This is a genomic window from Pacificibacter marinus, from assembly GCF_018860505.1.
GTDB classification, from domain to species: domain Bacteria; phylum Pseudomonadota; class Alphaproteobacteria; order Rhodobacterales; family Rhodobacteraceae; genus Celeribacter; species Celeribacter marinus_B.
Genome location: NZ_JAHKPU010000030.1, coordinates 90,118 through 112,536 on the forward strand (window position 1 = coordinate 90,118; position 22,419 = coordinate 112,536).

General features: G+C 54.4%; 17 protein-coding genes and 1 riboswitch. Of the genes, 8 read left to right on the top strand and 9 right to left on the bottom strand.

Annotated elements, in window-relative coordinates; translation table 11 throughout:
* Positions 1-130: 130 nt before the first annotated feature.
* Positions 131-514 carry a hypothetical protein gene (locus KO503_RS10620; RefSeq protein ID WP_215991535.1) on the top strand — a complete coding sequence of 128 codons (384 nt, stop codon included), beginning with the start codon at positions 131-133 and terminating at the stop codon, positions 512-514.
* Between the two features lie 24 nt (positions 515-538).
* On the opposite strand, the gene KO503_RS10625 is transcribed toward KO503_RS10620, so the two are convergent.
* Positions 539-1,015 (bottom strand): DUF2938 domain-containing protein, encoded by a 477-nt coding sequence (locus KO503_RS10625; protein WP_215991536.1) that lies wholly within the window; start codon positions 1,013-1,015, stop codon positions 539-541.
* 274 nt (positions 1,016-1,289) lie between these two features.
* Between KO503_RS10625 and KO503_RS10630 the strand changes: the two genes are divergently transcribed.
* Positions 1,290-1,496: a cold-shock protein gene (locus KO503_RS10630; RefSeq protein ID WP_085848732.1), complete on the top strand. Its 207-nt coding sequence runs from the start codon at positions 1,290-1,292 to the stop codon at positions 1,494-1,496.
* A 144-nt stretch (positions 1,497-1,640) separates the two neighbouring features.
* On the opposite strand, the gene KO503_RS10635 is transcribed toward KO503_RS10630, so the two are convergent.
* A complete protein-coding gene (locus tag KO503_RS10635; RefSeq protein ID WP_215991537.1) occupies positions 1,641-2,150 on the bottom strand; it encodes a PhnA domain-containing protein in 510 nt (169 codons plus the stop codon).
* 149 nt (positions 2,151-2,299) lie between these two features.
* Here KO503_RS10635 and KO503_RS10640 point away from each other — a divergent pair, with 149 nt between their 5' ends.
* The gene (locus KO503_RS10640) at positions 2,300-4,081 is read left to right on the top strand and encodes an autotransporter assembly complex protein TamA (RefSeq protein WP_215991538.1); all 1,782 of its coding nucleotides are present in this window, start codon (positions 2,300-2,302) and stop codon (positions 4,079-4,081) included.
* The gene (locus tag KO503_RS10645; protein ID WP_215991539.1) at positions 4,078-7,416 is read left to right on the top strand and encodes a translocation/assembly module TamB domain-containing protein; all 3,339 of its coding nucleotides are present in this window, start codon (positions 4,078-4,080) and stop codon (positions 7,414-7,416) included. Before KO503_RS10640 ends, KO503_RS10645 begins: the two co-directional genes overlap by 4 nt.
* A gap of 20 nt (positions 7,417-7,436) precedes the next feature.
* On the opposite strand, the gene KO503_RS10650 is transcribed toward KO503_RS10645, so the two are convergent.
* From KO503_RS10650 to gltX, 5 genes are all read right to left on the bottom strand, one after another.
* Complete coding sequence (locus KO503_RS10650; protein ID WP_215991540.1) at positions 7,437-7,883, bottom strand: thioredoxin domain-containing protein; 447 nt, start codon at positions 7,881-7,883, stop codon at positions 7,437-7,439.
* Positions 7,884-7,977: 94 nt separating this feature from the next.
* The gene (gene gcvP, locus KO503_RS10655; protein ID WP_215991541.1) at positions 7,978-10,824 is read right to left on the bottom strand and encodes an aminomethyl-transferring glycine dehydrogenase; all 2,847 of its coding nucleotides are present in this window, start codon (positions 10,822-10,824) and stop codon (positions 7,978-7,980) included.
* 87 nt (positions 10,825-10,911) lie between these two features.
* A complete protein-coding gene (gene gcvH / locus KO503_RS10660; RefSeq protein ID WP_215991542.1) occupies positions 10,912-11,271 on the bottom strand; it encodes a glycine cleavage system protein GcvH in 360 nt (119 codons plus the stop codon).
* A 20-nt stretch (positions 11,272-11,291) separates the two neighbouring features.
* Positions 11,292-12,419 (bottom strand): glycine cleavage system aminomethyltransferase GcvT, encoded by a 1,128-nt coding sequence (gcvT, locus tag KO503_RS10665; protein WP_215991543.1) that lies wholly within the window; start codon positions 12,417-12,419, stop codon positions 11,292-11,294.
* Between the two features lie 157 nt (positions 12,420-12,576).
* Positions 12,577-12,674: riboswitch (glycine riboswitch) on the bottom strand.
* Between the two features lie 127 nt (positions 12,675-12,801).
* Positions 12,802-14,124, bottom strand: a complete 1,323-nt coding sequence (gltX, locus tag KO503_RS10670; protein ID WP_215991544.1) for a glutamate--tRNA ligase — start codon at positions 14,122-14,124, stop codon at positions 12,802-12,804.
* Between the two features lie 109 nt (positions 14,125-14,233).
* Between gltX and KO503_RS10675 the strand changes: the two genes are divergently transcribed.
* The gene (locus tag KO503_RS10675) at positions 14,234-14,647 is read left to right on the top strand and encodes a metallopeptidase family protein (RefSeq protein ID WP_215991545.1); all 414 of its coding nucleotides are present in this window, start codon (positions 14,234-14,236) and stop codon (positions 14,645-14,647) included.
* A 4-nt stretch (positions 14,648-14,651) separates the two neighbouring features.
* Here KO503_RS10675 and KO503_RS10680 read toward each other — a convergent pair whose 3' ends face one another.
* Together KO503_RS10680 and KO503_RS10685 are read right to left on the bottom strand one after the other, a co-directional pair.
* Complete coding sequence (locus tag KO503_RS10680) at positions 14,652-15,896, bottom strand: Hsp70 family protein (protein WP_215991546.1); 1,245 nt, start codon at positions 15,894-15,896, stop codon at positions 14,652-14,654.
* Between the two features lie 120 nt (positions 15,897-16,016).
* The gene (locus KO503_RS10685; protein WP_215991547.1) at positions 16,017-17,675 is read right to left on the bottom strand and encodes an NAD+ synthase; all 1,659 of its coding nucleotides are present in this window, start codon (positions 17,673-17,675) and stop codon (positions 16,017-16,019) included.
* A 223-nt stretch (positions 17,676-17,898) separates the two neighbouring features.
* On the opposite strand from KO503_RS10685, the gene KO503_RS10690 reads away from it, so the two are divergent.
* From KO503_RS10690 to KO503_RS10700, 3 genes are all read left to right on the top strand, one after another.
* Complete coding sequence (locus KO503_RS10690) at positions 17,899-19,347, top strand: 2-isopropylmalate synthase (RefSeq protein ID WP_215991728.1); 1,449 nt, start codon at positions 17,899-17,901, stop codon at positions 19,345-19,347.
* A gap of 270 nt (positions 19,348-19,617) precedes the next feature.
* Entirely contained in the window at positions 19,618-21,195 is a 1,578-nt protein-coding gene (locus tag KO503_RS10695) for a 2-isopropylmalate synthase (protein WP_215991548.1), read from the top strand.
* Positions 21,196-21,376: 181 nt separating this feature from the next.
* Positions 21,377-22,354: a zinc-binding dehydrogenase gene (locus KO503_RS10700; RefSeq protein ID WP_215991549.1), complete on the top strand. Its 978-nt coding sequence runs from the start codon at positions 21,377-21,379 to the stop codon at positions 22,352-22,354.
* Positions 22,355-22,419 lie beyond the last annotated feature (65 nt).

The window sequence follows — 22,419 nt, forward strand, 5'->3', positions numbered from 1 at the left end:
GGTAGATTCTCTTTGCATATGCAGCATTATGCAGAACCATCCGTTCACGCACGGTGAATTTCGCGTGACATCACTCAGTTTCAGATGCGCGGCGGGATTTCGCCGCCTAGAGATAGGGAAAGGAGACATCATGCACATTATTTTAGCAACAGCACTGACAGCCCTCGTAGCCCTCATCGCGGGGATCACCGGCATCGCCACTCAACTGGGTGCACATCCATGGTGGGCGAGCCAAGTCGTCATGGTCGGCGCCCCCATCGGGATCGTTTTGGGGTTGGCGCTATGGGCGCTGCGCCTCAATCGCGTGTTGCGCCTGTGTATTGCAGTGATCGCACTGGCCGCTGCCTTTGGTGTGGCGAAATACGGCCAGATCGGTTTCGCCAATTCCTACGCAGAAGATCAATTGGCGGGCAAACTTTGGTACATGGGCTGGATCGCAACATCGGTGGCGGGCAGTGTGTTGCTGATGGCCGCCGCGCGATCACGGACGCGGGTGTCTCGCGAGGCGTCATGAGGTTTCAGTCGAGGGACGTAGCGATCAGATCACGAGCGCTGTGCCCCAAAGACCAATGCCAAAGACCGTATGCGCCAGAAGGCCGAAACAACGGTTTTTCCACGGGGTCGGCGTTTTGGACAAGGCCCATCCCAAACCAAGGCCGGGATGCAACAAAAACCACCCCGCACCGATGGTCACAATGGCAAAGACCCAAGCAGGGAAAAATGTCGGAGCGGCAAGCCAGCTTGCCCCTGCGATCATCACGAATATAACGCCGTAAACAAGGCCAACCATATAGTGAAACACCCAACCAATGGTGGTCTCGCGCGGCACGGGCGCAGCATTTGAAATCGCGCTGTGAAACACGGTGCCGTTGCGCAAATGGGCAACCCAACGCCCGACATTGCCCCAATTCGGCAAAGGCAACCCGAGCAACCGATTCAGAGCAAGCGCCCAAATATCCATCGCAATAGTACCGCCAAGCCCCATCGCAAGCCCTGCAATCAATAACGCGCCCATGTTTCCTACCCTTCGAAACTCTATAAATAGTGGTCTATATCGCTGTTTTCACAAGATCATGCAAATCGCGCAAGATCCAATATACGCAATCTTGCTCATACGAGCTATGCATTCGAAATGTCTTTCCTTACGCGCGGATCTGTGATCTATAGGCGGTGCGACGTTATCTCTATCGACCCTTCTGTTTTCCCTTATCCGGCACTCAGTCTTCGATCAGACACCTGACACGCCGATCTGCCGCAATATCGTGGGCAGTGATTAAGGAGAAAATACAATGGCTAATGGCACAGTAAAATGGTTCAATTCCACTAAAGGTTTCGGCTTCATCGAGCCAGAAGGTGGCAACAAAGACGTGTTCGTACACATCTCTGCTGTTGAGCGTTCCGGCCTTACAGGTCTTCGCGACGGTGCGAAAGTTACTTTCGACATCGAAGCTGGCCGTGACGGTCGCGAATCTGCGATTAACTTGACTGTAGAATAATCTACACTCTCGTTTGAGATAACGCTCGGTGCTTTGGCATCGGGCGTTTTTTTATGCTTGATCACTCTGATGATATAAAAATGGCGCGAAGTTTCCCTCGCGCCTTTTGTATAGATCACTCGAAAATAGTCTGCTGTGACACCGTCACTTCTTTTTGACGAATTCTGTCAAAATCACGATACGCTGACTTTCCACGCGTCCCTCGATATGCCCTGCATTATCTGCAACCAACGAAATACCACGCACAGCCGTGCCGCGCTTGGCGGTAAACCCACCGCCTTTGACGGGCAAATCCTTGATCAACACAACCGTGTCGCCCGCTGACAAAACAGCGCCGTTGCTGTCGCGGTGAATCACATCAGGCCCGCCAGATTTGGCCCATTCCTCGACCTCTGGTTCAAGGTAGAGCATATCCAGCGCGTCCGCAGCCCAAGCTTCTTCAGCAAAGCGCGTCAGTAAGCGGTAGGACAAAACTTTAACGGCATCAGATTCAGACCACATCGATCCGGTCAATGCGTTCCAATGCCCGTCTGGCACAGCTTCGCCTCTAAGGCCGCCTGCGCAGACGTCACACAGGGCCACAACATCATGACGAGGTGCCACGGACACCTGGGTCAAAGTGCCTGTCGCACCGCAAATTTCACATTCAGACATATTGCTCTCCTTGATTTGGGCGAACCCTAGGCCTGCGCTCTAACCAGAGCAAGCAACAAACCGCCATTTTAGGCGCTTGGCACTGGAAACTGGCTCACAAACAGACCATATTAAGTGGGTGTTCCGCGCATCAAATTGGATCAAAACCTATGACCCTTCACACCACACTGATCGCGGCAGCTTTATGCGCGACTGTGTCCACGCCCGCTTTCGCATTCAATGCCCGCTTGGAAGGCGACGCGACAGAAACCATGCGAGATCGGCTCTCATCCGCATCGGCTATTTTAGAGGCTGAGCGTGACGGAACCACCGAGCCATCCGACATCATCGCCGCCGTTCAATCAGACTATCGTACTTTGCTGGGAACACTCTATCGATCAGGGTATTACGCCCCCGTCATTCGCATTTTGGTCGATGGCCGCGAAGGCAGTAGATTGTCGCTGATCACTTTACCAAACAGCGTGGAAGACATCGTTATATCCGTCAATACAGGCGATAAATTTACATTCAAGACAGCAACCGTCGCGCCACTCGCGCCGCAAACAGAGCTGCCCGCGGGATTTTCCACGGGACAGACTGCAAAGTCTGGCGAGATCGGTGCAGCCAAAGATAGCGCAATTGACGCATGGCGTGCGGCATCATACCCAAAAGCAGCCCTGTCCTCACAATCCATTGTCGCGGATCACAACACCAAAACCCTCGACGTTGCCCTTGGTATCGCACCAGGCCCCAGAGCTGTCTTTGGGCAATTGAGCTTTGCTGGCACCAAACGCGTATCGCAAGAGCGGCTGACGGAAATCACCGGCGAGATCGAAGGCAAAGCCTTCAATCCTGAGACGCTTGAAACCGCAGCGGCGCGTCTGCGTAAAACCGGCGCTTTTCGATCCGTTGCCATAAGTGAAGCGGAAACACTGAACGCCGACGGCAGCTTGGACGTCACCGCAACCGTCACCGACGCCGCCCCGCGCCGCGTCGGATTTGGCGCAGAGATCAATTCCCTCGAAGGCGGCACGCTGTCGGCTTACTTCATGCACAGAAACATTTCGGGCAATGCTGATCGCCTGAGGTTCGATGCCGAAGTTGCCGGACTTGGGTCTGATACAGGCATCGATTACACAGTTTCGACGACCTACCGCAGACCCGCGACAACGCGTCCGGTCTTGGCGCTCGTCGCCGAAGCAGAACTGGCGCGTATAGATGAGCCAAGCTATCTGTCCACCTCGGCCACGGTGTCGGTCAGCGCCGAAGTGACTCTGTCTGACACAACCTATTTCATCGGCGGCATCGGATATCGTTACTCTGATGTCTCGGATGACCTTGGTGATCGTACATTTTCGCATTTCATCCTCCCCATTGAAGGCGCGCGCGACTCGCGCAACAATGCTCTCAACCCAACATCTGGCACATATTTTGCCGCCGAAATTATGCCGTTCATCGGCTTTTCAGGGTCAGCAACCGGCGGACGCCTGTTTGCGGATATGCGCGGATACAAAGGGTTCGGAGACGACGACAGATTTGTGCTTGCGGGCCGCTTCATGGCCGGTTCTATCATCGGCAGCGATGTCACAGAAACACCACCTGACTTGCTGTTTTACTCAGGCGGCGGCGGCACCGTGCGCGGACAGCCCTATCAATCGCTTGATGTCGATTTAGACGATGACACCTCGACGGGTGGAGCGAGCTTTATTGGCCTATCGACCGAATTGCGTGCAGGGATCACCGACAAGATATCGTTGGTTGGTTTCGCAGATGTCGGTGGTATTGGCGAGAATGCGACACCAGATGACGAAATGAGCTGGCACGCGGGCGCAGGGCTTGGGCTGCGTTATGATACCGGATTTGGCCCTATTCGCCTCGACATCGCGGCCCCTATTTCGGGCTCGACAGGTGATGGCGTGCAATTTTATGTTGGAATTGGACAAGCGTTTTGAACACTCGTTTTGCACTCATAGCTATCGCGTCTTTGCCTTTGATGACGGCGGCGCAGGCTCAAGATACATCGGACGATACATCACGAGATCGGTCCTTGATTGTCGGTTTTCTCGAAGACAATCTGTCAGGCGCAGGCCGTGACATTCGGATTGATGGCTTCAAAGGTTTATTGTCTTCCACAGCTACGATGGACAATCTAACCATATCCGATAGCGACGGCGTTTGGTTCACGTTGAACGATGCGGTGTTGGACTGGAACCGATCGGCTTTGTTGGCAGGTCGTCTGGAAATTGAACAGGTTTCAGCCGCCTCTATCGAAGTTCTCAGACGCCCCATATCAGAAGAGTCATCCGCCGCCCCCGAAGCCAGCGTTTTTTCTTTGCCTGAATTGCCTGTCAGTATCGACATTGGTGAAATCACAGCCGAAAGCGTCAAGCTGGGCGCAGATATTTTGGGACTTGGCGAAGCAGTAGAGCTGTCGATTTTGGGCGCAGCCACGCTGAAAGATGGCGATGGGTCTGCCGAACTGGACATCCAAAAAAAATCTGGCACTGTTGGCGCATTCACTCTAAACGCCGCCTATAACAACGCAGACGCCTATTTTGATCTCGACCTGTCGCTGACTGAAGGGCCAAACGGAATTATTTCAACGCTGATCGGCTTACCGGGTGCCCCCGATCTATCGCTGATCGCCAAGGGCTCAGGCCCGCTTGACACCTTTACCGCTGACATCGAATTGGCCACTTTGGGCCAGCCACGACTGTCTGGCACGATCGGGCTATCGACGGTGATTGAAGCCACTGTGACAAATCAAACAGGATCACAAAGCGCGACCACAGACGACATAGAGGCGGTCCAACCCAAGGCCCGCGCCTTTTTCGCGGATATCAGCGGCGATGTTACTCCCCTGTTCGATCCTGCTTATGCACCATTTTTTGGAGCCTCTTCCGCATTATCAGCAAAAGGGACGTCCTTTCCCGACGGGCGCTTAACGTTAGAAGCCTTCTCGCTTGCAACCGACACTCTATCGCTGGACGGTGCTGTGGCCATTGGCACAGATTCCCTGCCCACATCGTTTGACGTGTCAGGTGTGATTGCCAACACATCTGGTGCCCCCACCCTATTGCCTATCGCTGGCGACAAACAGTATTTACAGCGCGCTGAAATCTCAGCCCAATACGACGCATCAAGAGGCGACACATGGACTGCCACAGCGCGTGTGCTTGACTACACCCAACAAAATGTCGCCATCGGCGATGTGTCTTTGGACGCATCCGGCACTATTTCGCGCAGACCAAATCCTCAAGGATCGACCCTGTTGCGAGCCTTTGATGCCAGCCTCAAAATCATCGCGGACGGGATCGATCTAGATGACACCACCTTGATGTCGACCGTTGGGTCCACCGTGTCGGCACAAACAAAATTGGCATGGCGCGATGGGACTCCGTTGGCACTTGAAGCTGTCTCGATAAACGCAGGCGATGCATCCATGACCGCAGATGGCACCATTTCCGGCTTGGACAGCGGCTTTACGTTCAAGGGAAACCTTGGTGTCGATGCAGCCCGCTTGTCACGATTTGCGGCCATTACAGGCCTGTCGTTACAAGGCAGTCTAAGCGGCGATGCCTCTGGGTCGTTCACACCGCTTGGCGGCAGTTTTGATGCCGAAATCACAACTCAAGCTCAAAACGCACGCATTGGCATTCCCAAAGTCGATGCGTTGTTAAGCGGGCAAAGCCAAGTGAGCCTGCGCGCACAACGCGATGAAACCGGCCTGACGCTTGAAGCATTTGATGTCGAAACATCTGCGATAACCGCGCAAGGCTCTGGCGTCTTAACCAGCACGACAGCGGACTTGAACCTTACGGCACGATTGGATGATGTGGCCCGTCTCGACGCAGGTATCAGCGGCCCTTTGACGGCTGTCGCTAGCGTGTCAAAGGCAACCGAAAATGGAGCGTGGCAAACCTCTGCCACGATGACTGGACCTGGCGGATCTACCGCACGCCTCTCTGGCGATATTGCCCAAAGCTTTGACACTGCTACGCTGCAAGTATCAGGCTCAGCCCCCCTTGGGCTTGCCAACAGCTTGACCACGGCGACTTTGCTGCAAGGCACCGCCGACTTCGATTTGCGCCTCAACGGACCGTTGGCGTTAGAATCCTTGGCTGGAACGATATCTGCACGCACGGACACCCGTGCCGTTTTACCCGCAACAGGGCTTGCTTTGACATTCAACCAATTGCGCGCGACTTTGGCCAATGCAAATGCGGATATCTCGGCGAATGCGCGCGCAGACACGGGCGGCAGTATTTCGGCCTCAGGGCGCGTTGGCTTAAGCTCTAATTTCGCGGCCGACATCAAGGTGATTTTAAACAACCTTGTCGTAACTGACCCTGATCTTTACACCACATCGGTGAATGGCGACCTTGCACTGGTAGGCCCCGTGTTGAGCGGACCAAAAATCAGCGGCACGTTAAATCTGGGGCGCACAGATGTACGCGTTGCAACTGTTGCAGTGGGTGCAGGTGGCGATATCCCTGCGATAACGCATAAATCCGAACCTGCATCTGTGCGCCGAACCCGCGCTCGCGCAGGGGTTTTGTCAGACGGACAAGCCTCTACAAGCAACGGCAGCAGCGCCATCGCCCTTGATATCACCGTGAACGCGGCCAATCAGGTGTATATTCGTGGTCGCGGCCTAGACGCGGAACTTGGGGGCAAACTGCGCCTGATTGGCACAACGGATAACATCATTCCTGTCGGGCAATTCTCCTTGGTCAGGGGACGTTTGAACTTGCTTGGGAAACGCATTGAAATGGAAGAGGGCCAGTTGGCCTTACAGGGCGATTTTGACCCTAGTTTTTCTCTTGTCGCCGCCACGACGACCGATGATTTGACAATTACCATCACAACATCCGGTCAAGTGAGCGCGCCCAAAATCGAACTGTCCTCTTCACCAGAACTGCCTGAAGACGAAATATTGGCGCAGCTTTTGTTTGGCCGTGCGATCTCTGAAATCTCTGCGTTTCAGGCCGCACAAATGGCGGCAGCCGTTGCGACTTTGACGGGTGGCGGCAATGGAATCGTCGGGTCTATCCGTGACGAACTCGGCATAGATGATCTGGATGTGACCACATCCGATGAAGGGGAAGCCGCGCTGAAGGTTGGTAAATATTTGTCGGATGAAATCTACACCGACGTGACCATCGACAGCTCAGGTCAGTCTGTCATCAACCTCAACTTGGATGCCTCTGATACGGTAACATTCAAAGGGTCTGCATCACCGGATGGGGCGACCAGCCTTGGGGTGTTTTTCGAAAAAGATTACTAAAGCGAGCCTCAAATATCGCTTTAGGCTGGCTTTTTCGCATGTTTTTGCACAAATCCAACAATGTCACGCGCGGGACGCGCCCCTGCCAATCGCGCAATTTCCTTGCCGCCTTGATACAAAATCAACGCTGGGATGCCACGGATATTGTTCTTTTGTGACACGATAGGAAAGTCTTGGGTGTTCACTTTGGCAAAGCGCGCGCGCCCTTTCAAAGCAATCGCAGCCTTGGCGAAATCAAGTGCCATCTGGCGACAAGGGCCACACCACGGCGCCCAAAAATCGACAAGCAAAGGCATGTCATCTAGCTTGGCTGCCTTGGCCAATGACGTCGGGTTCAATTCGGCCACTTTGTCAGAAATCAAAGCCCCGCCACAGGTGCCACACTTGGGGCTCGAGGCCAGTTTTTCAGCGGGCACACGATTGGCCTGACCACATTTGAGACAGGCAAGTTTGACAGAATAGGTCATCGTGTGATCCCTCAATAAAGTCATTATACAGATTATATTTGTACCTAAGACCAAACAATCAAGGCCCCGATCTATGGATCAGGGCCTATGTGTTTTAGTCAAGTGCTTCAACATAGTTTTCAAGCGGTGGACATTGACAGATCAAATTGCGATCCCCGTGCGCGTTGTCAACACGTCCGACAGGCGGCCAATATTTATCAACGCGGAAAGATCCAGGGGGGAAGCAACCTTGTTCGCGGCTGTAAGGCCGATCCCAATCCGCAACCAAATCATTGACCGTATGCGGCGCGAGTTTGAGCGGATTGTTGTCTTGCGGCAGTTGGCCACTTTCGATCTGAGCGATCTCGGTACGGATCGACAACATCGCCTCGATAAAGCGGTCCAACTCGGCTTTGGTTTCCGATTCAGTCGGCTCGATCATCAAAGTGCCACCGACAGGCCAAGACATTGTCGGAGCATGGAAGCCACTGTCCATCAAACGCTTGGCTATGTCTTCCACAGTCACATGCACACTTTCATCAAAGGCACGCGGATCGATAATACATTCATGCGCCACCCGCCCCTGCCTGCCACGGTACAGCACAGGAAAAGCGTCATTCAAACGGGCCGCGATGTAATTTGCATTCAAGATCGCAACCTTTGTGGCCTGCGTCAGACCTTGCCCGCCCATCAACATACAATAGGCCCATGAAATCGGCAGAATAGATGCAGAGCCATAAGGGGCCGCAGACACAGGGCCTGTTTCGCCACCGGTTTCAGGATGTCCCGGCAAGAACCGTTCAAGGTGTTTTTTCACCCCGATCGGTCCCATGCCCGGACCACCACCGCCATGGGGGATACAAAAGGTTTTATGCAAGTTCAGATGGCTGACATCTGATCCGATCTCACCCGGTTTTGCCAAGCCAACCATGGCGTTCAAATTCGCACCGTCCAGATAGACCTGCCCGCCAAATTCATGGGTGATGGCGCAGACCTCTTTGACGGTTTCCTCAAACACGCCATGGGTTGACGGATAGGTGATCATACAAGCGGACAGGCGATCACCAGCCGCTTCGGCTTTGGCGCGGAAATCGTCGATATCGATATCGCCATTCTCGGCAGAATTCACCACGACAACCTTCATGCCACACATCTGCGCCGAAGCCGGATTGGTGCCATGCGCGGACATAGGGATCAAGCAGATGTCACGCGCGCCTTGCCCGTTTGCACGATGATAGGCGGCGATGGCCAAAAGCCCCGCATATTCGCCCTGTGCACCAGAATTGGGCTGCATCGACATCGCGTCATAGCCGGTGATCTCGCACAGCTTCGCGGACAGATCGTCGATCATTTCCTGATAGCCGATGGATTGATCCACAGGCGCAAAAGGATGGATCGTATTAAACTCAGGCCATGTCACGGGCATCATTTCAACCGCGGCGTTCAGCTTCATCGTACACGACCCAAGCGGGATCATTGTGCGGTCCAGCGCCAAATCGCGATCTGCCAAACGACGCATATAGCGCATCATTTCGCCCTCGGCACGGTTCATGCCAAAGATTGGATGGGTCAGATAGTCCGTGTCACGCACAAGGGTCTCGTCAAAGCCCAATGCCGTAGGTTCGCTGCCAGCTTCAGCGTCATGGCCAAAGGCACGCCAAACCTTTTCGATGACCTCAACGTCCACCATTTCATCGACAGAAATACCAATGCGATTTTTCCCAATGGCGCGCAGATTGATGCCTTCGGCCACAGCAGAGCGCAAGATCACCCCCTGCATCGCACCCACATCAACGGTGAAGGTGTCATAGAAATTCTCAGGTGCAATTTTAAAGCCGGAAGATTTCAGCCCTTCTGCCAAACGCACGGCGTTAAAGTGGATCTGCTCACCAATGGCGCGCAGCCCTTGGGGGCCGTGGAAGACCGCATAGAACGAGGCCATAACCGCAAGCAGCGCTTGCGCGGTACAGACATTCGAAGTGGCTTTTTCGCGGCGGATATGTTGCTCGCGGGTTTGCAAAGCCAAACGATATGCCCGCCCGCCATTGGCATCAATCGACACGCCAACAATACGCCCCGGCATGGCGCGTTTCATCGCGTCTTTGCACGACATAAACGCAGCATGAGGTCCGCCAAACCCGATGGGCACGCCAAACCGCTGCGCGGAACCGACAGCGATATCAGCATCCATCGCACCAGGATCTTTGAGCATCGTCAATGCCATAAGGTCTGTCGCCAAAATCGCCACAGCTTTGACCGCATGCAGCGCGGCAATATCAGTGCTGAAGTCGCGCAGATCACCATTGGTCCCAGGGTATTGATAGATCGCGCCGAAAACCTTGCTTGGATCGATGTCTTTGGGGTCGCCGATGATCACATCAATGTCCAAAGGCGCGGCACGGGTTTTCATCACTTCGATGTTTTGCGGGTGGCAGTTTTCATCGATGAAAAAGCCCTTGGCTTTGGATTTTGACACGCGCTGCGCCATAGTCATCGCCTCGGCGCAGGCGGTGGCCTCGTCCAGCAGTGACGCGTTGGCAACGGGCAAGCCCGTCATATCCGACACCATGGTTTGAAAGTTCAACAGCGCTTCCAAACGACCTTGGGCGATTTCGGGCTGGTAGGGCGTATAGGCCGTGTACCACGCGGGATTTTCCAAGATATTGCGTTGGATCGCGGGCGGGGTCGCGGTGGCGTAATACCCCTGCCCGATCAAAGAGGTCATGATCTTGTTCTTGCCCGCGACTTTGCGCATCGCGCCCAAAACTTCGTGTTCTGTCATCGGCCCCCAAGAAAGAGGCTCAAGCTGACGGATGTTCATAGGCACGGTTTGATCGATCAAACTATCCAAAGAAGAGGCCCCAATCACATCCAACATTTCGCGCATTTCATCAGGCGAAGGGCCAATATGACGGCGGTTGGCAAAGTCGTATGGATTGTATGTAGACGGAGTGTAGGCCACGAAAAGATCCTTTTGAACGATCAGGGAAAAGGCGCCACAGATGATGGGCGCGCATGAGGGCCAAGGCAGCGCCAAGGCCCTTTAAAGTTAGCCAACCAAGGCTTTGTATTCAGCTTCGTCCATGAAATCGTCGAGCACGGATAGATCATCGATTTTCATTTTGAAAAACCAAGCATCGCCAATGGCGTCCTCATTCACTTTCGACGGATCATCGACCAAAGCCGAGTTCACTTCTACGATTTCGCCATCAAGCGGTGCCAAAATATCGGAGGCTGCCTTCACGCTTTCGATCACACAGACCTCTTCGTCCTTGGTCACGGTGATGCCTTCTTCCGGCAGTTCGATAAAAACAACATCGCCAAGTTGGGCGGCGGCGTGTTCGGTGATGCCGACCACAACAAGATCGTCTTCGACGCGCAGCCATTCGTGTTCTTCGGTGAATTTCATAGATCTTATCCTTGGATATTTTAGCGTTTGTAAGTGGATGGACGAAACGGCATAGGCGCGACTGTCACAGGCAGGCGCTTGCCACGCAGCTCGGCGAAAATTTCGACGCCATCGGCGGCAAAGTCAATGGGCAGATAGCCCATGGCAATGGGCCCCGCGACTGAGGGGCCAAAACCGCCCGAGGTGACGGCGCCAATTTGATCGGTGCTCTCAGCGGTGGCAAACAATGGCGTGCCTTCGCGCATCGGCGCACGACCTTGCGGCAACAATCCAACCCGCAGCTTGTCTGCACCTTTTTCTAATTCAGCCAAAATACGTGCCGCACCAGGAAAACCACCAGCACGCGCGCCGCCCTTGCGCCGGATGCCTTGGATCGCCCAAGCGATATTGCCCTCAACGGGCGATGTGCTGGCATCGATGTCATGGCCATAGAGGCACAGCCCAGCCTCTAAGCGCAGGCTGTCGCGCGCGCCAAGGCCAATCAGTTCGACTTCGTCCATTGCGACCAATTGAGAGGCGACATTTTCAGAAATCTCAGCAGGAATCGAAATTTCAAACCCGTCTTCGCCTGTGTAACCAGAGCGCGAAATCCACCATTGGGCGCCATCCACACTGACACGGTGGCTGTCCATAAATCGCATGGATGTGACATGCGGCACAATCCGCGCAAGGGCGGCTTCAGCTTTGGGGCCTTGCAGGGCAAGCAAGGCACGATCGGTGATTTCCGTGACAGTGACATGATCCGGTAAATTGGCACGCAAATGGGCAATGTCTTGGGCTTTACAGGCAGCATTGACGACCAAAAACAAATGATCGCCCGTGTTGGCAATCATCAGGTCATCCAAAATACCGCCGTCATCATTGGTGAAAATACCATAGCGTTGACGATCTGCTTTGAGGCCGACGACAGAGACAGGCACCAAGGCTTCAAGCGCCAGCATGGCCGCCTCAAGACCCTGCGAGGATGTCAGCGCGACCTGCCCCATGTGCGACACGTCGAACAATCCAGCAGAGTTGCGCGTGTGCAGGTGTTCTTTCATCACCCCAAGTGGGTATTGAACGGGCATGGCATAACCGGCGAAAGGCACCATTTTGGCGCCATTTTCCACGTGAAAATCATAAAGGGCGGTACGTTTTTGATCCGTCATTTTATCCTTTCCAAGCGCATCACACGCTGAATATCAAAACCGGAACACATACCGGCATCACGACAAAGCCATCCTTTGTCTGATGCCCCCTCTGTCCTTAGCGCCTGAGATCGTTATCCCTTCGGCGGGCGCATCCACGCCTCTCTCCAGAGTTTTATGATCTTCGAAGGTCCGTTTGCCTGAGAGTTTACCGGGGCGGTTGCTCCTTCGGCACAGGTACACATACGATGCGCCCCGTTCTCCCAACGAAGATGTTGCTTGATCATTAGGCCAGCTGATCGATTCCAGCAAGAGGGGCTGTGCGAAAAAGCAATCCACGCAGAAATAAACCCGCCAAACGCATCAGCGTGGCGGGTTTTCAAACACTCAATGTGCTTTGTGATTACAGAGCAGGCGCTTTTTGCAACAACGGCATCACGTTGGACATATCGGGTCCGCGCTCCAAACCGGTGACTGCCTTGCGCAGCGGCATAAACAGGCCTTTGCCTTTGCGTCCCGTCGCCTCTTTCACGGCTGTGGTCCACTCTTTCCACGTCTCGCCAGTATAAGGCAAAGCGGGCATCATAGCGAAGGCTTGGGCGACAAACTCTTTGTCTTCATCCGCCACCAGCGGCGTGGCACCATCGCGGAACAGATCCCACCAGCCCGCCATATCGGCCTTAACCGTGATGTTTTCGCGCACGACATTCCAAAACAACTCGGCCTTGTCAGCAGGCACGCCCAAGGCTGCGATTTCATCTGCCACATCCGCAAAAGGACGCGCCAAGTTGACTTGTGCAGTCAGCGGGAACAGGTCTTGTTCGTCGAATTTCGTCGGCGCTGAGCCAAAGGTCGAAATATCAAAGCCCTCAATGAGGTCTTCCATTTTGGACCGCACCTCAACAGGTTGCGATGATCCAGTGCGGGCCATCAAAGACATCAGCGCCATTGGCTCGATCCCTTGTGCGCGCAAATCACGCAACGACAGCGTGCCCAAACGTTTCGACAGTGCTTCGCCTTGCGGGCCGGTCAACAAAGAATGGTGCGCAAAATTTGGCACGGCGCCGCCCAAGGCCTTGATGATTTGAATTTGAGTCGCGGTGTTTGTCACGTGATCAGACCCGCGCACAACATATGTCACGCCGTAATCAATGTCGTCACACACGGACGCGGGCGTGTACAAAAACTGCCCGTCGGCTTTAACCAACACAGGATCAGACACAGAGCCACAATCGATAGAAATATCGCCCAAGATGCCGTCAGTCCATTCAACACGTTCAAGATCAAGCTTGAAACGCCAGTGACCATCGCCGCGCTCAGCGCGCAAGGCATCTTTTTCAGCGTCAGTCAGGTTCAGACCAGCCCGATCATAGACCGGCGGCTTGCCCATGTTCAGTTGCTTTTTACGTTTCAGATCAAGCTCAACTGGCGTCTCGAAACACTCGTACAAACGCCCCGCGGCTTTCAGCTCTTCCATCGCCGCCGTGTAGCGATCAAGCCGTGCAGATTGGCTTTCTGTGCGATCCCATGTGAGGCCAAGCCATGTCAGGTCCTCTTTCAACGCATCGATGTATTCTTGCTTTGAGCGCACAGGATCGGTGTCGTCGATGCGCAAAATAAATTGCCCACCCGCTTTACGCGTGATCAGGTAGTTGAAAAGCGCCGTGCGAAGGTTGCCGACGTGAATATAGCCTGTGGGGCTTGGTGCAAAACGTGTGACGGTCATGGTGATCTCCTGTTGTGCTTGCTCTTTCATATTGCGCACAAAGAGTCCATATCTGTGCGCGTGCTTGCCTCAGATGTGAGTGCAAAACCTGCCCTATCTGGAGCCCCCCATGTCCGATACACTTTTGAACGCCACTGCCCCTGATCTTGCGATGTTCGAACAAATCGCCCGCGCCACGATTTCTGAACTGCCGCCTGCGTTCAAAGTTTTGGCAAGTTCCGTTGGCGTCACAGTGATGGATTTCATCCCTGAGGATTTGATGGCTGAAATCGGCTTAGACGACCCCTTTGCGCTGACAGGGCTTTATACGGGCATCCCAATGACGGAAAAGTCCACAATGGATCAAGCCACAGCGCCTGACACCATTTGGCTGTTTCGCAGGCCTATTTTGGACGAATGGTGCCTGCGCGGCGATGTGACGATCCAACAAATGGTCGCCCATGTCACAGTGCATGAATTGGCGCATCATTTTGGCTGGTCAGATGAAGATATCGCCAAAATCGACAAATGGTGGGACCACTAACCCCTTAGGCGGCAATCGACCTTTGCCCTGCCGCAATCGCCAAACCATCAACCACGGCAGTGAAGGCTTCGGACTTGATCGACCGTGCGTCTGGCACCACCGCTTTGATGGCGTCTGGCACGATGGACATCAAGCTGGTGCCGCCGACATAAACCACCGCGCCGATAGCATCGGGGGACACGCCCGCCAGCTTTAGAGTCTCGGCAGCGGCCTCCGTCAACTCGGCCTTGTAGCGTTCCAATGATGCGCTCATCCCCGTCTCATCCAACTGGGCACTCAGTCCTTTTTCAACCAATCCAAGCTCAATCACGCCCTGCCCGTCGGTGTTAACTGCGATTTTGCCCGCTTCAACTGCAAAGGCGACATCATGGCCCAGCTCGGCCTCGATCACCTCATAGAGACGTGCCAATTTATCGGGCTCAACCGCATGACGTTGCAAGTCTTTGACCAAACGTTCGGTATCTTTGGTGTAAAGAAACGGGATTTTTTGCCATGTCGCCAAATCATTAAATAGCGTGGCAGGCACAGGCAAAAGCCCGTCAGCCAAAGCACGGCGCACCTTGGTGCCAGCGCCGAACAGCGGCATCACATGATCCAGCGATAAGGCGCGATCCAAATGGGTGCCACCCAAACGCACACCGTAGGACGCCAAAATATCAGCCTTGCCGTCGGCTTTGCGAAACACGGTAAAATCCGATGTCCCGCCACCGATGTCCACGACCAAACCGATCTCGCCTGCGGCCAAATCTTGTGCGGCCAAAGCGGCGGCTTCGGGTTCGGGCAGGAAATCGATATGCTTAAAACCAGCCCGCTGGTAAGCCTCTGTTAAATCGACCAAAGCCTGCGCGTTGGCCGCATCATTGCTAGAATGAAACCGCACAGGGCGCCCTGAGACAACACCTGTCACAGGCTGGCGCACATGATCTTCTGTACGCTTGCGCAGCTCGGTCAGAAATTGCGTGATCACATTTAAAAGGCTTTGCCGTTTGGGGCCGATCATCCGTGTTTCGCGCAGCAAAGGCGTGCCCAAAACCGATTTGAGCGCACGCATATAGCGCCCCTCATCGCCCGCGATCAGCGCGCGGTTGGCAGCAGAACCAAGACGCATATTGCCCCGCGCGTCAAAAAATACAGCCGTGGGCAAGGTTTTCGCGCCCTCTTCAATGTCCACCAACCAAGGCTGACCATTCACGGCCAAACCCACAGCCGAGTTGGAGGTTCCGAAATCGATTCCGACAGTGAGTTCCATAGACGCGCGCTCTACCTAATACCGTAAAGAGCGTGGTGATACGGCATGAGTTGGGCGTGTTCAAGAGTACAAATCGGCGCAAGTCCACTTGGCGGCGCCGACGATCTTTTATCCAGTGATTTAGCCCTGATCCCGCCAGCGATTGGCAATCGGATACCGACGATCCAGCCAAAATGCGCGCGGCGTCAGACGCGTACCTGGGGCTGATTGGAACCGTTTATATTCAGAAATATAAAGAAGGTGTTCGACCCGCTTCACCACATCGCGGGCGTAGCCTTGTGCTTCGATCTCGGCAACGCTGAGTTCGTGATCCACCAAGCCTTCAAGAATCGCATCCAGCACTTCATAGGGCGGCAAGCTATCGTCATCGCGCTGATCTGGGCGCAGCTCGGCTGAGGGGGGTTTGTCGATGATCGACACCGGAATGACCTCGCCCGCAGGACCAGCCATCCAAGGCCGGTGATTGGCATTGCGCCAGCGGCACTGTTCGAACACGCGTGTTTTGTACAGGTCTTTGATCGGGTTATACCCGCCGTTCATATCGCCATAAATCGTACAATAGCCCACGGCGACTTCGGATTTATTGCCCGTCGTCAGCAGCATTTCGCCAAATTTATTGGACAAGGCCATCAACAAAAGCCCACGCAAGCGCGATTGCACGTTTTCTTCGGTGGTGTCGGCCTCGCGCCCTTCAAATAGCGGCGCAAGCGTGTCGGTGATTGCATCACGCCCCGCTTTGATCGGCACAAAATCATAGTGACAGCCCAAGCGATTGGCGATGTCTTTGGCGTCATCCAGCGAGCTTTGCGATGTATATTCAGAAGGCAACATCACACAGCGCACGTTGTCAGCGCCAAGCGCATCAACAGCAATCGTGGCGACGATCGCGGAATCGATCCCGCCAGACAGCCCCAACAGAACCTTTTTGAAACCGGTTTTCCCCATGTAATCCCGAAGGGATTCAACCATGGTGCGGTAGTCTTGTTCCCATTCATCAGGATGTGTTGTGATCTCACCTTGCTCGGCCACCCAAGCCCCATCCGTTTGCACAAAATCGACGTGGCGCAAGGCTTCGTCGAACACAGGCAGTTGATGCGCGATTTTGCCGTGACGGTTGAGCACAAAAGAGCCGCCATCAAAGACTTGATCGTCCTGCCCACCGACCATATTGAGATAAATCAGCGGCAGATCGTTTTCGGTTACACGGGCCACCATATGGCCCAAACGACGATCAAATTTATTGCGGTAGTAAGGCGAGCCATTGGGCACCAACAGGATTTCTGCGCCTGTTTCGGCCAAAGCTTCGGACACATCTGCATGCCAAGCATCTTCGCAAATCGGTGTGCCGATGCGGATCGGACCAACACGGTACGGCCCATGCACATCACCGCTTTCATACAGGCGCACTTCATCAAACACGGTCTCGTTGGGGCGGTGATGTTTCAGCACGACAGTTTGCACTTTGCCCTCAGACAAAATCCAATAACCGTTGTACAGCTTGTCGCCATAAGCATAAGGCCCGCCGATGCCCATCGCAGGTCCATCAGCGGTCAAAGGGGCCAGTGCTTCAATCGCACGCATGGCGTGGCTGGTGAAAGCGGGCTTCATCACCAAATCTTGAGTTTGGTAACCGGTGATAAACATTTCCGTAAAGGCGATCATATCAGCGTTTGCAGATTTGGCCTGCGCGTAAGCCGCGCACGCGGCGTCAGCGTTGGCGTCAATCGCACCAAGCGACGGGTTCAATTGTGCCAACGTCAGGCGGAATTTATCGGTCATTTCACAGGCCTCTTACACTTTGAGACAGGTTTAGCAGACTGAGCGGCAAGGGAAAGCCGATGACGCCAAAAACATTTGCTCACAGCCGCCAGACTGCCTAGGTTAGCGGCAACACTTGGCCCGCCCTTGGGCCGTAAGTTCGACAAACGCGTTCGATTTGGACGCACCTGCCACAGACCGCAACGGGAAGACCAAAGTGACCAATATCAAACGCAGCCTTGCCATGCTCAGCCTCGCGACCGCTCTGGTCCTCCCCTCTGTCACCCTTGCGCAAGACGGTAAAGTGCAAACACGCCAATATGACGAAGGCGGATTGTATGAGGGCACGTTCCAAGACGGTCAACAACATGGCACGGGCACCTACCGTTTGCCCAATGGATTCGAATACACGGGCGATTGGGTCATGGGCGAAATCAAGGGCCAAGGCGTGGCGCGTTATCCTGACGGCGCGGTCTATGAGGGCGCCTTTGAGAAGGGCAAACAGCATGGGTTCGGCAAGATCACCTATGCAGATGGCGGCACCTTTGAGGGCGATTGGGAAAACGGCGTGATCACCGGATCGGGCGTGGCCCATTACGCCAGCGGCATCACTTATGAAGGCGGTTTCTTGAACAACAACCACCACGGCCAAGGCCGTATGGAAAGCCCCACCGGCTATGTCTATGAGGGCGCATGGGTCAATGGCGTCAAAGAAGGGAAAGGTACGATCACTTACCCCGAAGGCGCTGTTTACGTCGGCAACTTGTCTCTTGATGTACGGCATGGTTTGGGCGTTTTAACCCTGCCTGATGGCTTGAAACTGGATTGCCAATGGGTGGCAGGCCAATGCAACGGGGTCGGCACCATCAACCAACCCAACGGCGATGTTTACACTGGTATGCTTGTGGATGGAAAACGCCAAGGCGAAGGGCAAGTCACCTATGCCAATGGTGATCTGTATGTTGGCGATTTTGACGATGATAAACGCCACGGCACAGGCACATTCACGGGCACCGATGGCTATGTTTACACTGGCGCATGGGTCCAAGGCCGCATCGAGGGCAAAGGCCAAGTCACTTACCCTGATGGCTCAGTCTATGTTGGCGATTTCTTAGACGATTTGGCGCATGGCATGGGCAAAATCACTTACCCTGGCGGCACGACCTATGACGGCGCATGGCAATATGGCGTGATTGAAGGCATGGGGCGCGCAGAATACGCCAATGGGTTGATCTATGAAGGCATGTTCAAAAACGCCCAAAACCACGGCAAAGGCAAAATGACCTACACCGATGGGTTCGTTTATGACGGCGATTGGAACAATGGCGAACGTTCAGGCAAAGGCATGGCCACATACGCGGATGGCACGACCTATGACGGCGATTTTCTGGGCGGCAAACGTGAAGGCACAGGCACGCTGACCATGACGACAGGCTACACTTACGTGGGCGAATGGAAAGATGGCGAAATCAATGGGCACGGCACGGCAACTTATGCCAATGGTGATGTTTACGTTGGTCTGTTTGCGGGCGGCAAACGCCAAGGCAGCGGCACGATCACCTATGCTTCGGGCGAAATCGCTTCGGGCGAATGGGCAGACGGCGCGTTGATTACAACTGCTGAACCAGAGGCCCCAACGACACAGGCCCCAACAACACAGGTAGAGACGCCAACAGAAGCACCAGCGGAGTAAAGAGGCACCAGCGCAATAAAATGGCATAATCGCCAAAGAAATAATTCTCATTTTGGGGTTTTCTTTACCCGCCCTGTGATTATAGTCGCCCCATGACGAACCAGACTCATATTTCAACCCAGTCCCTGCGCGACAGCGCAGCGCTTCGTCACGACCTACTTCTTCTTAGCTGCTTCTGAGCGTGCCTTTGGCGCGACCGCTCAGAAGTGAACAGCGCGCCAAATCGAACACACCCAAAACAGAATAGCTAAGAACATCGAGAGACTTCACATGACATCTGTATCTGACAAGAACCAAGTATTGATTTTCGACACGACCCTGCGCGATGGCGAACAATCCCCCGGCGCCACCATGAGCCATAACGAGAAACTGGAAATTGCCAGCTTGCTTGACGAAATGGGCGTCGATATTATCGAAGCGGGTTTTCCGATTGCCTCGCAAGGCGATTTTGACGCGGTTTCGGAGATTGCTAAGAACTCTAAAAATTCCGTGATCTGTGGTCTGGCGCGCGCCAGCATCGGCGATATTGATCGCTGCATGGAAGCGGTGAAACATGCCGCACGCCCACGCATTCACACCTTTATTGGCACCTCGCCTTTGCACCGCGACATCACGGCGCTCAACATGGATGAGATGGCGGATAAGATCCACGACACTGTCACCCACGCGCGCAATTTGTGTGACAATGTGCAGTGGTCACCGATGGATGCGATCCGTACAGAACATGATTACCTGTGCCGTGTGGTCGAAATTGCTATCAAAGCAGGTGCCACAACGATCAACATCCCCGACACTGTTGGCTATACCATTCCGCGCGAAAGCTCTGACATCATCAAGATGCTGTTGGAACGGGTGCCTGGCGCTGACGATATTATCTTTGCCACCCATTGCCACAACGATCTGGGGATGGCGACGGCCAACTCTTTGGCCGCAGTTGAGGCTGGCGCACGTCAAATCGAATGTACGATCAACGGCTTGGGTGAACGCGCGGGCAACACCGCGCTGGAAGAGGTCGTGATGGCGCTGAAAGTGCGCAATGACATTATGCCTTACGCGACAAAAATCGACACCACAAAGATCATGAACATCTCGCGCCGTGTATCGCAGGTGTCTGGTTTTGTGGTCCAACCAAACAAAGCCATCGTTGGCAAAAATGCCTTCGCGCATGAATCTGGCATCCACCAAGACGGTATGCTGAAGAACGCCGAAACCTTTGAAATCATGCGCCCTGCCGATGTGGGCCTGTCTGGCACATCTTTGCCTTTGGGCAAACATTCGGGTCGTGCTGCGTTGCGCGCAAAACTCGAAGAGTTGGGTTACGAGCTGGGCGACAACCAGTTGAAGGACGTGTTCGTGCGCTTCAAAGAACTGGCAGATCGCAAAAAAGAAGTGCTTGATGACGACGTCGTCGCTTTGATGCAAGACACTGGATCTGAGGGTCAAAACGAATTCATCAAGATCAAGAAACTGCGGGTAATCTGTGGTTCGGAAGCGCCACAAACCGCTGACATTATTTTGGAAATCGATGGCGAAGAACAGCATTGCACAGCCGAAGGCGACGGCCCTGTGGATGCGACATTCAAAGCCATCAAAACGCTTTACCCGACCAAGGCGCGTTTGCAGATTTACCAAGTGAGCGCTGTGACCGAAGGCACCGATGCGCAAGCGACTGTCTCAGTGCGCTTGGAAGAAGACGGGCGCATTGCCACGGGCCAAAGCTCGCACACTGATACTGTGTTTGCCTCAGCCAAGGCGTATGTCAACGCGGTCAATCGCTTGATCGTGCGCCGCACAAAATCTGCGCCGGGGGCTGACACCAAAGAAGTCAAATACACCGACGCGGGTTAATCTGACTATAATCGAACCGTGAAAGGGCGTGTCATCTGGCACGCCCTTTTTTGTTGAGCCACACGCCCAGTGCATGGACGATATGCAATCGCATTTTTACCTTGCGTCACAGATGGATAGACCTTGAAAACGCACGCGCCATGAGCACATGCAAAGACAGATACACAAAAGGATTCCTGCTATGAAAAGCGCTGCACACACCACCTTTGGCGACCCCGTTGATGTCATGACATCTGCCGATATGCCTTTGCCCGAACCCAAAGACGGCGAAGTGCGCATCCGCATGATCTTGTCGCCTATTCACAATCACGATCTGTGGACGGTGCGCGGCGAGTATGGCTACAAACCAACACTGCCAGCCATCGGCGGGTCCGAGGCTGTGGGCACGGTTGAGGCCGTGGGCGCAGGCGTTGATGCAGCCATGATCGGCACGCGTGTGGCCGCAGCAGGCATCCACGGCACATGGGCCGAGTATTTCATCGCCCCCGCTGCAGGTGTGATCCCCCTGCCAGACTCAATCGCAGACGAGGCAGCGGCGCAGCTGATTGCAATGCCATTCTCGGCCATTTCATTGCTTGATTTCATCAACGTATCCGAAGGCGATTGGGTTGTTCAAACCGCAGCCAATGGCGCTGTGGGCAAAATATTTGCACAGCTTGCCCGTGCCAAGGGCATTCACACTGTCAACTTGGTACGCCGCAAAGCGGCCGTAGCAGAACTGGAAGACATGGGTCTTGAGAACGTGATTTCAACAGATCAGGACGGCTGGAAAGACAAGGCGCAAGCGTTGATCGGCGAAGCTGGCGCGAAAGCGGCGATAGATTCCGTGGGGGGCACAATGGGCGAAGACTTGGTTGACTTACTGGGGTGGCAAGGCGAGTTGATCACCTTTGGTACCGCCACTGGCGCGCCTTTGACGCTCAATTCCGGCGCTTTGATTTTCAAACACATCACTGTGAAGGGCTTCTGGGGCTCCAAAGTATCTGAGATGATGGAGCCAAGCAAACGCGTGGGTTTGATCACGGAACTTGTAACGCTGGCGGCCACTGGCAAATTAACACTGGACGAAGGCGGTGTCTTTGCCATTGACGAGATTACCCAAGCGGTGAGTGCCGCGCAAACATCTGGACGCACGGGCAAAATTCTGATCCGTCCGTAATACGCGCGACCTAAGACTTTTATGATGCAAGCATGGTCATATTCTGTGCTTGCATCCCATAACAG

What these genes read in the sequence shown, in the direction of transcription:
- KO503_RS10620 (WP_215991535.1), top strand. Translation starts at nt 131, where the DNA reads ATGCACATTATTTTAGCAACAGCACTGACAGCCCTCGTAGCCCTCATC.
- KO503_RS10625 (WP_215991536.1), bottom strand. Translation starts at nt 1,015, where the DNA reads ATGGGCGCGTTATTGATTGCAGGGCTTGCGATGGGGCTTGGCGGTACT.
- KO503_RS10630 (WP_085848732.1), top strand. Translation starts at nt 1,290, where the DNA reads ATGGCTAATGGCACAGTAAAATGGTTCAATTCCACTAAAGGTTTCGGC.
- KO503_RS10635 (WP_215991537.1), bottom strand. Translation starts at nt 2,150, where the DNA reads ATGTCTGAATGTGAAATTTGCGGTGCGACAGGCACTTTGACCCAGGTG.
- KO503_RS10640 (WP_215991538.1), top strand. Translation starts at nt 2,300, where the DNA reads ATGACCCTTCACACCACACTGATCGCGGCAGCTTTATGCGCGACTGTG.
- KO503_RS10650 (WP_215991540.1), bottom strand. Translation starts at nt 7,883, where the DNA reads ATGACCTATTCTGTCAAACTTGCCTGTCTCAAATGTGGTCAGGCCAAT.
- gcvH (WP_215991542.1), bottom strand. Translation starts at nt 11,271, where the DNA reads ATGAAATTCACCGAAGAACACGAATGGCTGCGCGTCGAAGACGATCTT.
- gcvT (WP_215991543.1), bottom strand. Translation starts at nt 12,419, where the DNA reads ATGACGGATCAAAAACGTACCGCCCTTTATGATTTTCACGTGGAAAAT.
- gltX (WP_215991544.1), bottom strand. Translation starts at nt 14,124, where the DNA reads ATGACCGTCACACGTTTTGCACCAAGCCCCACAGGCTATATTCACGTC.
- KO503_RS10675 (WP_215991545.1), top strand. Translation starts at nt 14,234, where the DNA reads ATGTCCGATACACTTTTGAACGCCACTGCCCCTGATCTTGCGATGTTC.
- KO503_RS10680 (WP_215991546.1), bottom strand. Translation starts at nt 15,896, where the DNA reads ATGGAACTCACTGTCGGAATCGATTTCGGAACCTCCAACTCGGCTGTG.
- KO503_RS10685 (WP_215991547.1), bottom strand. Translation starts at nt 17,675, where the DNA reads ATGACCGATAAATTCCGCCTGACGTTGGCACAATTGAACCCGTCGCTT.
- KO503_RS10690 (WP_215991728.1), top strand. Translation starts at nt 17,899, where the DNA reads ATGCTCAGCCTCGCGACCGCTCTGGTCCTCCCCTCTGTCACCCTTGCG.
- KO503_RS10695 (WP_215991548.1), top strand. Translation starts at nt 19,618, where the DNA reads ATGACATCTGTATCTGACAAGAACCAAGTATTGATTTTCGACACGACC.
- KO503_RS10700 (WP_215991549.1), top strand. Translation starts at nt 21,377, where the DNA reads ATGAAAAGCGCTGCACACACCACCTTTGGCGACCCCGTTGATGTCATG.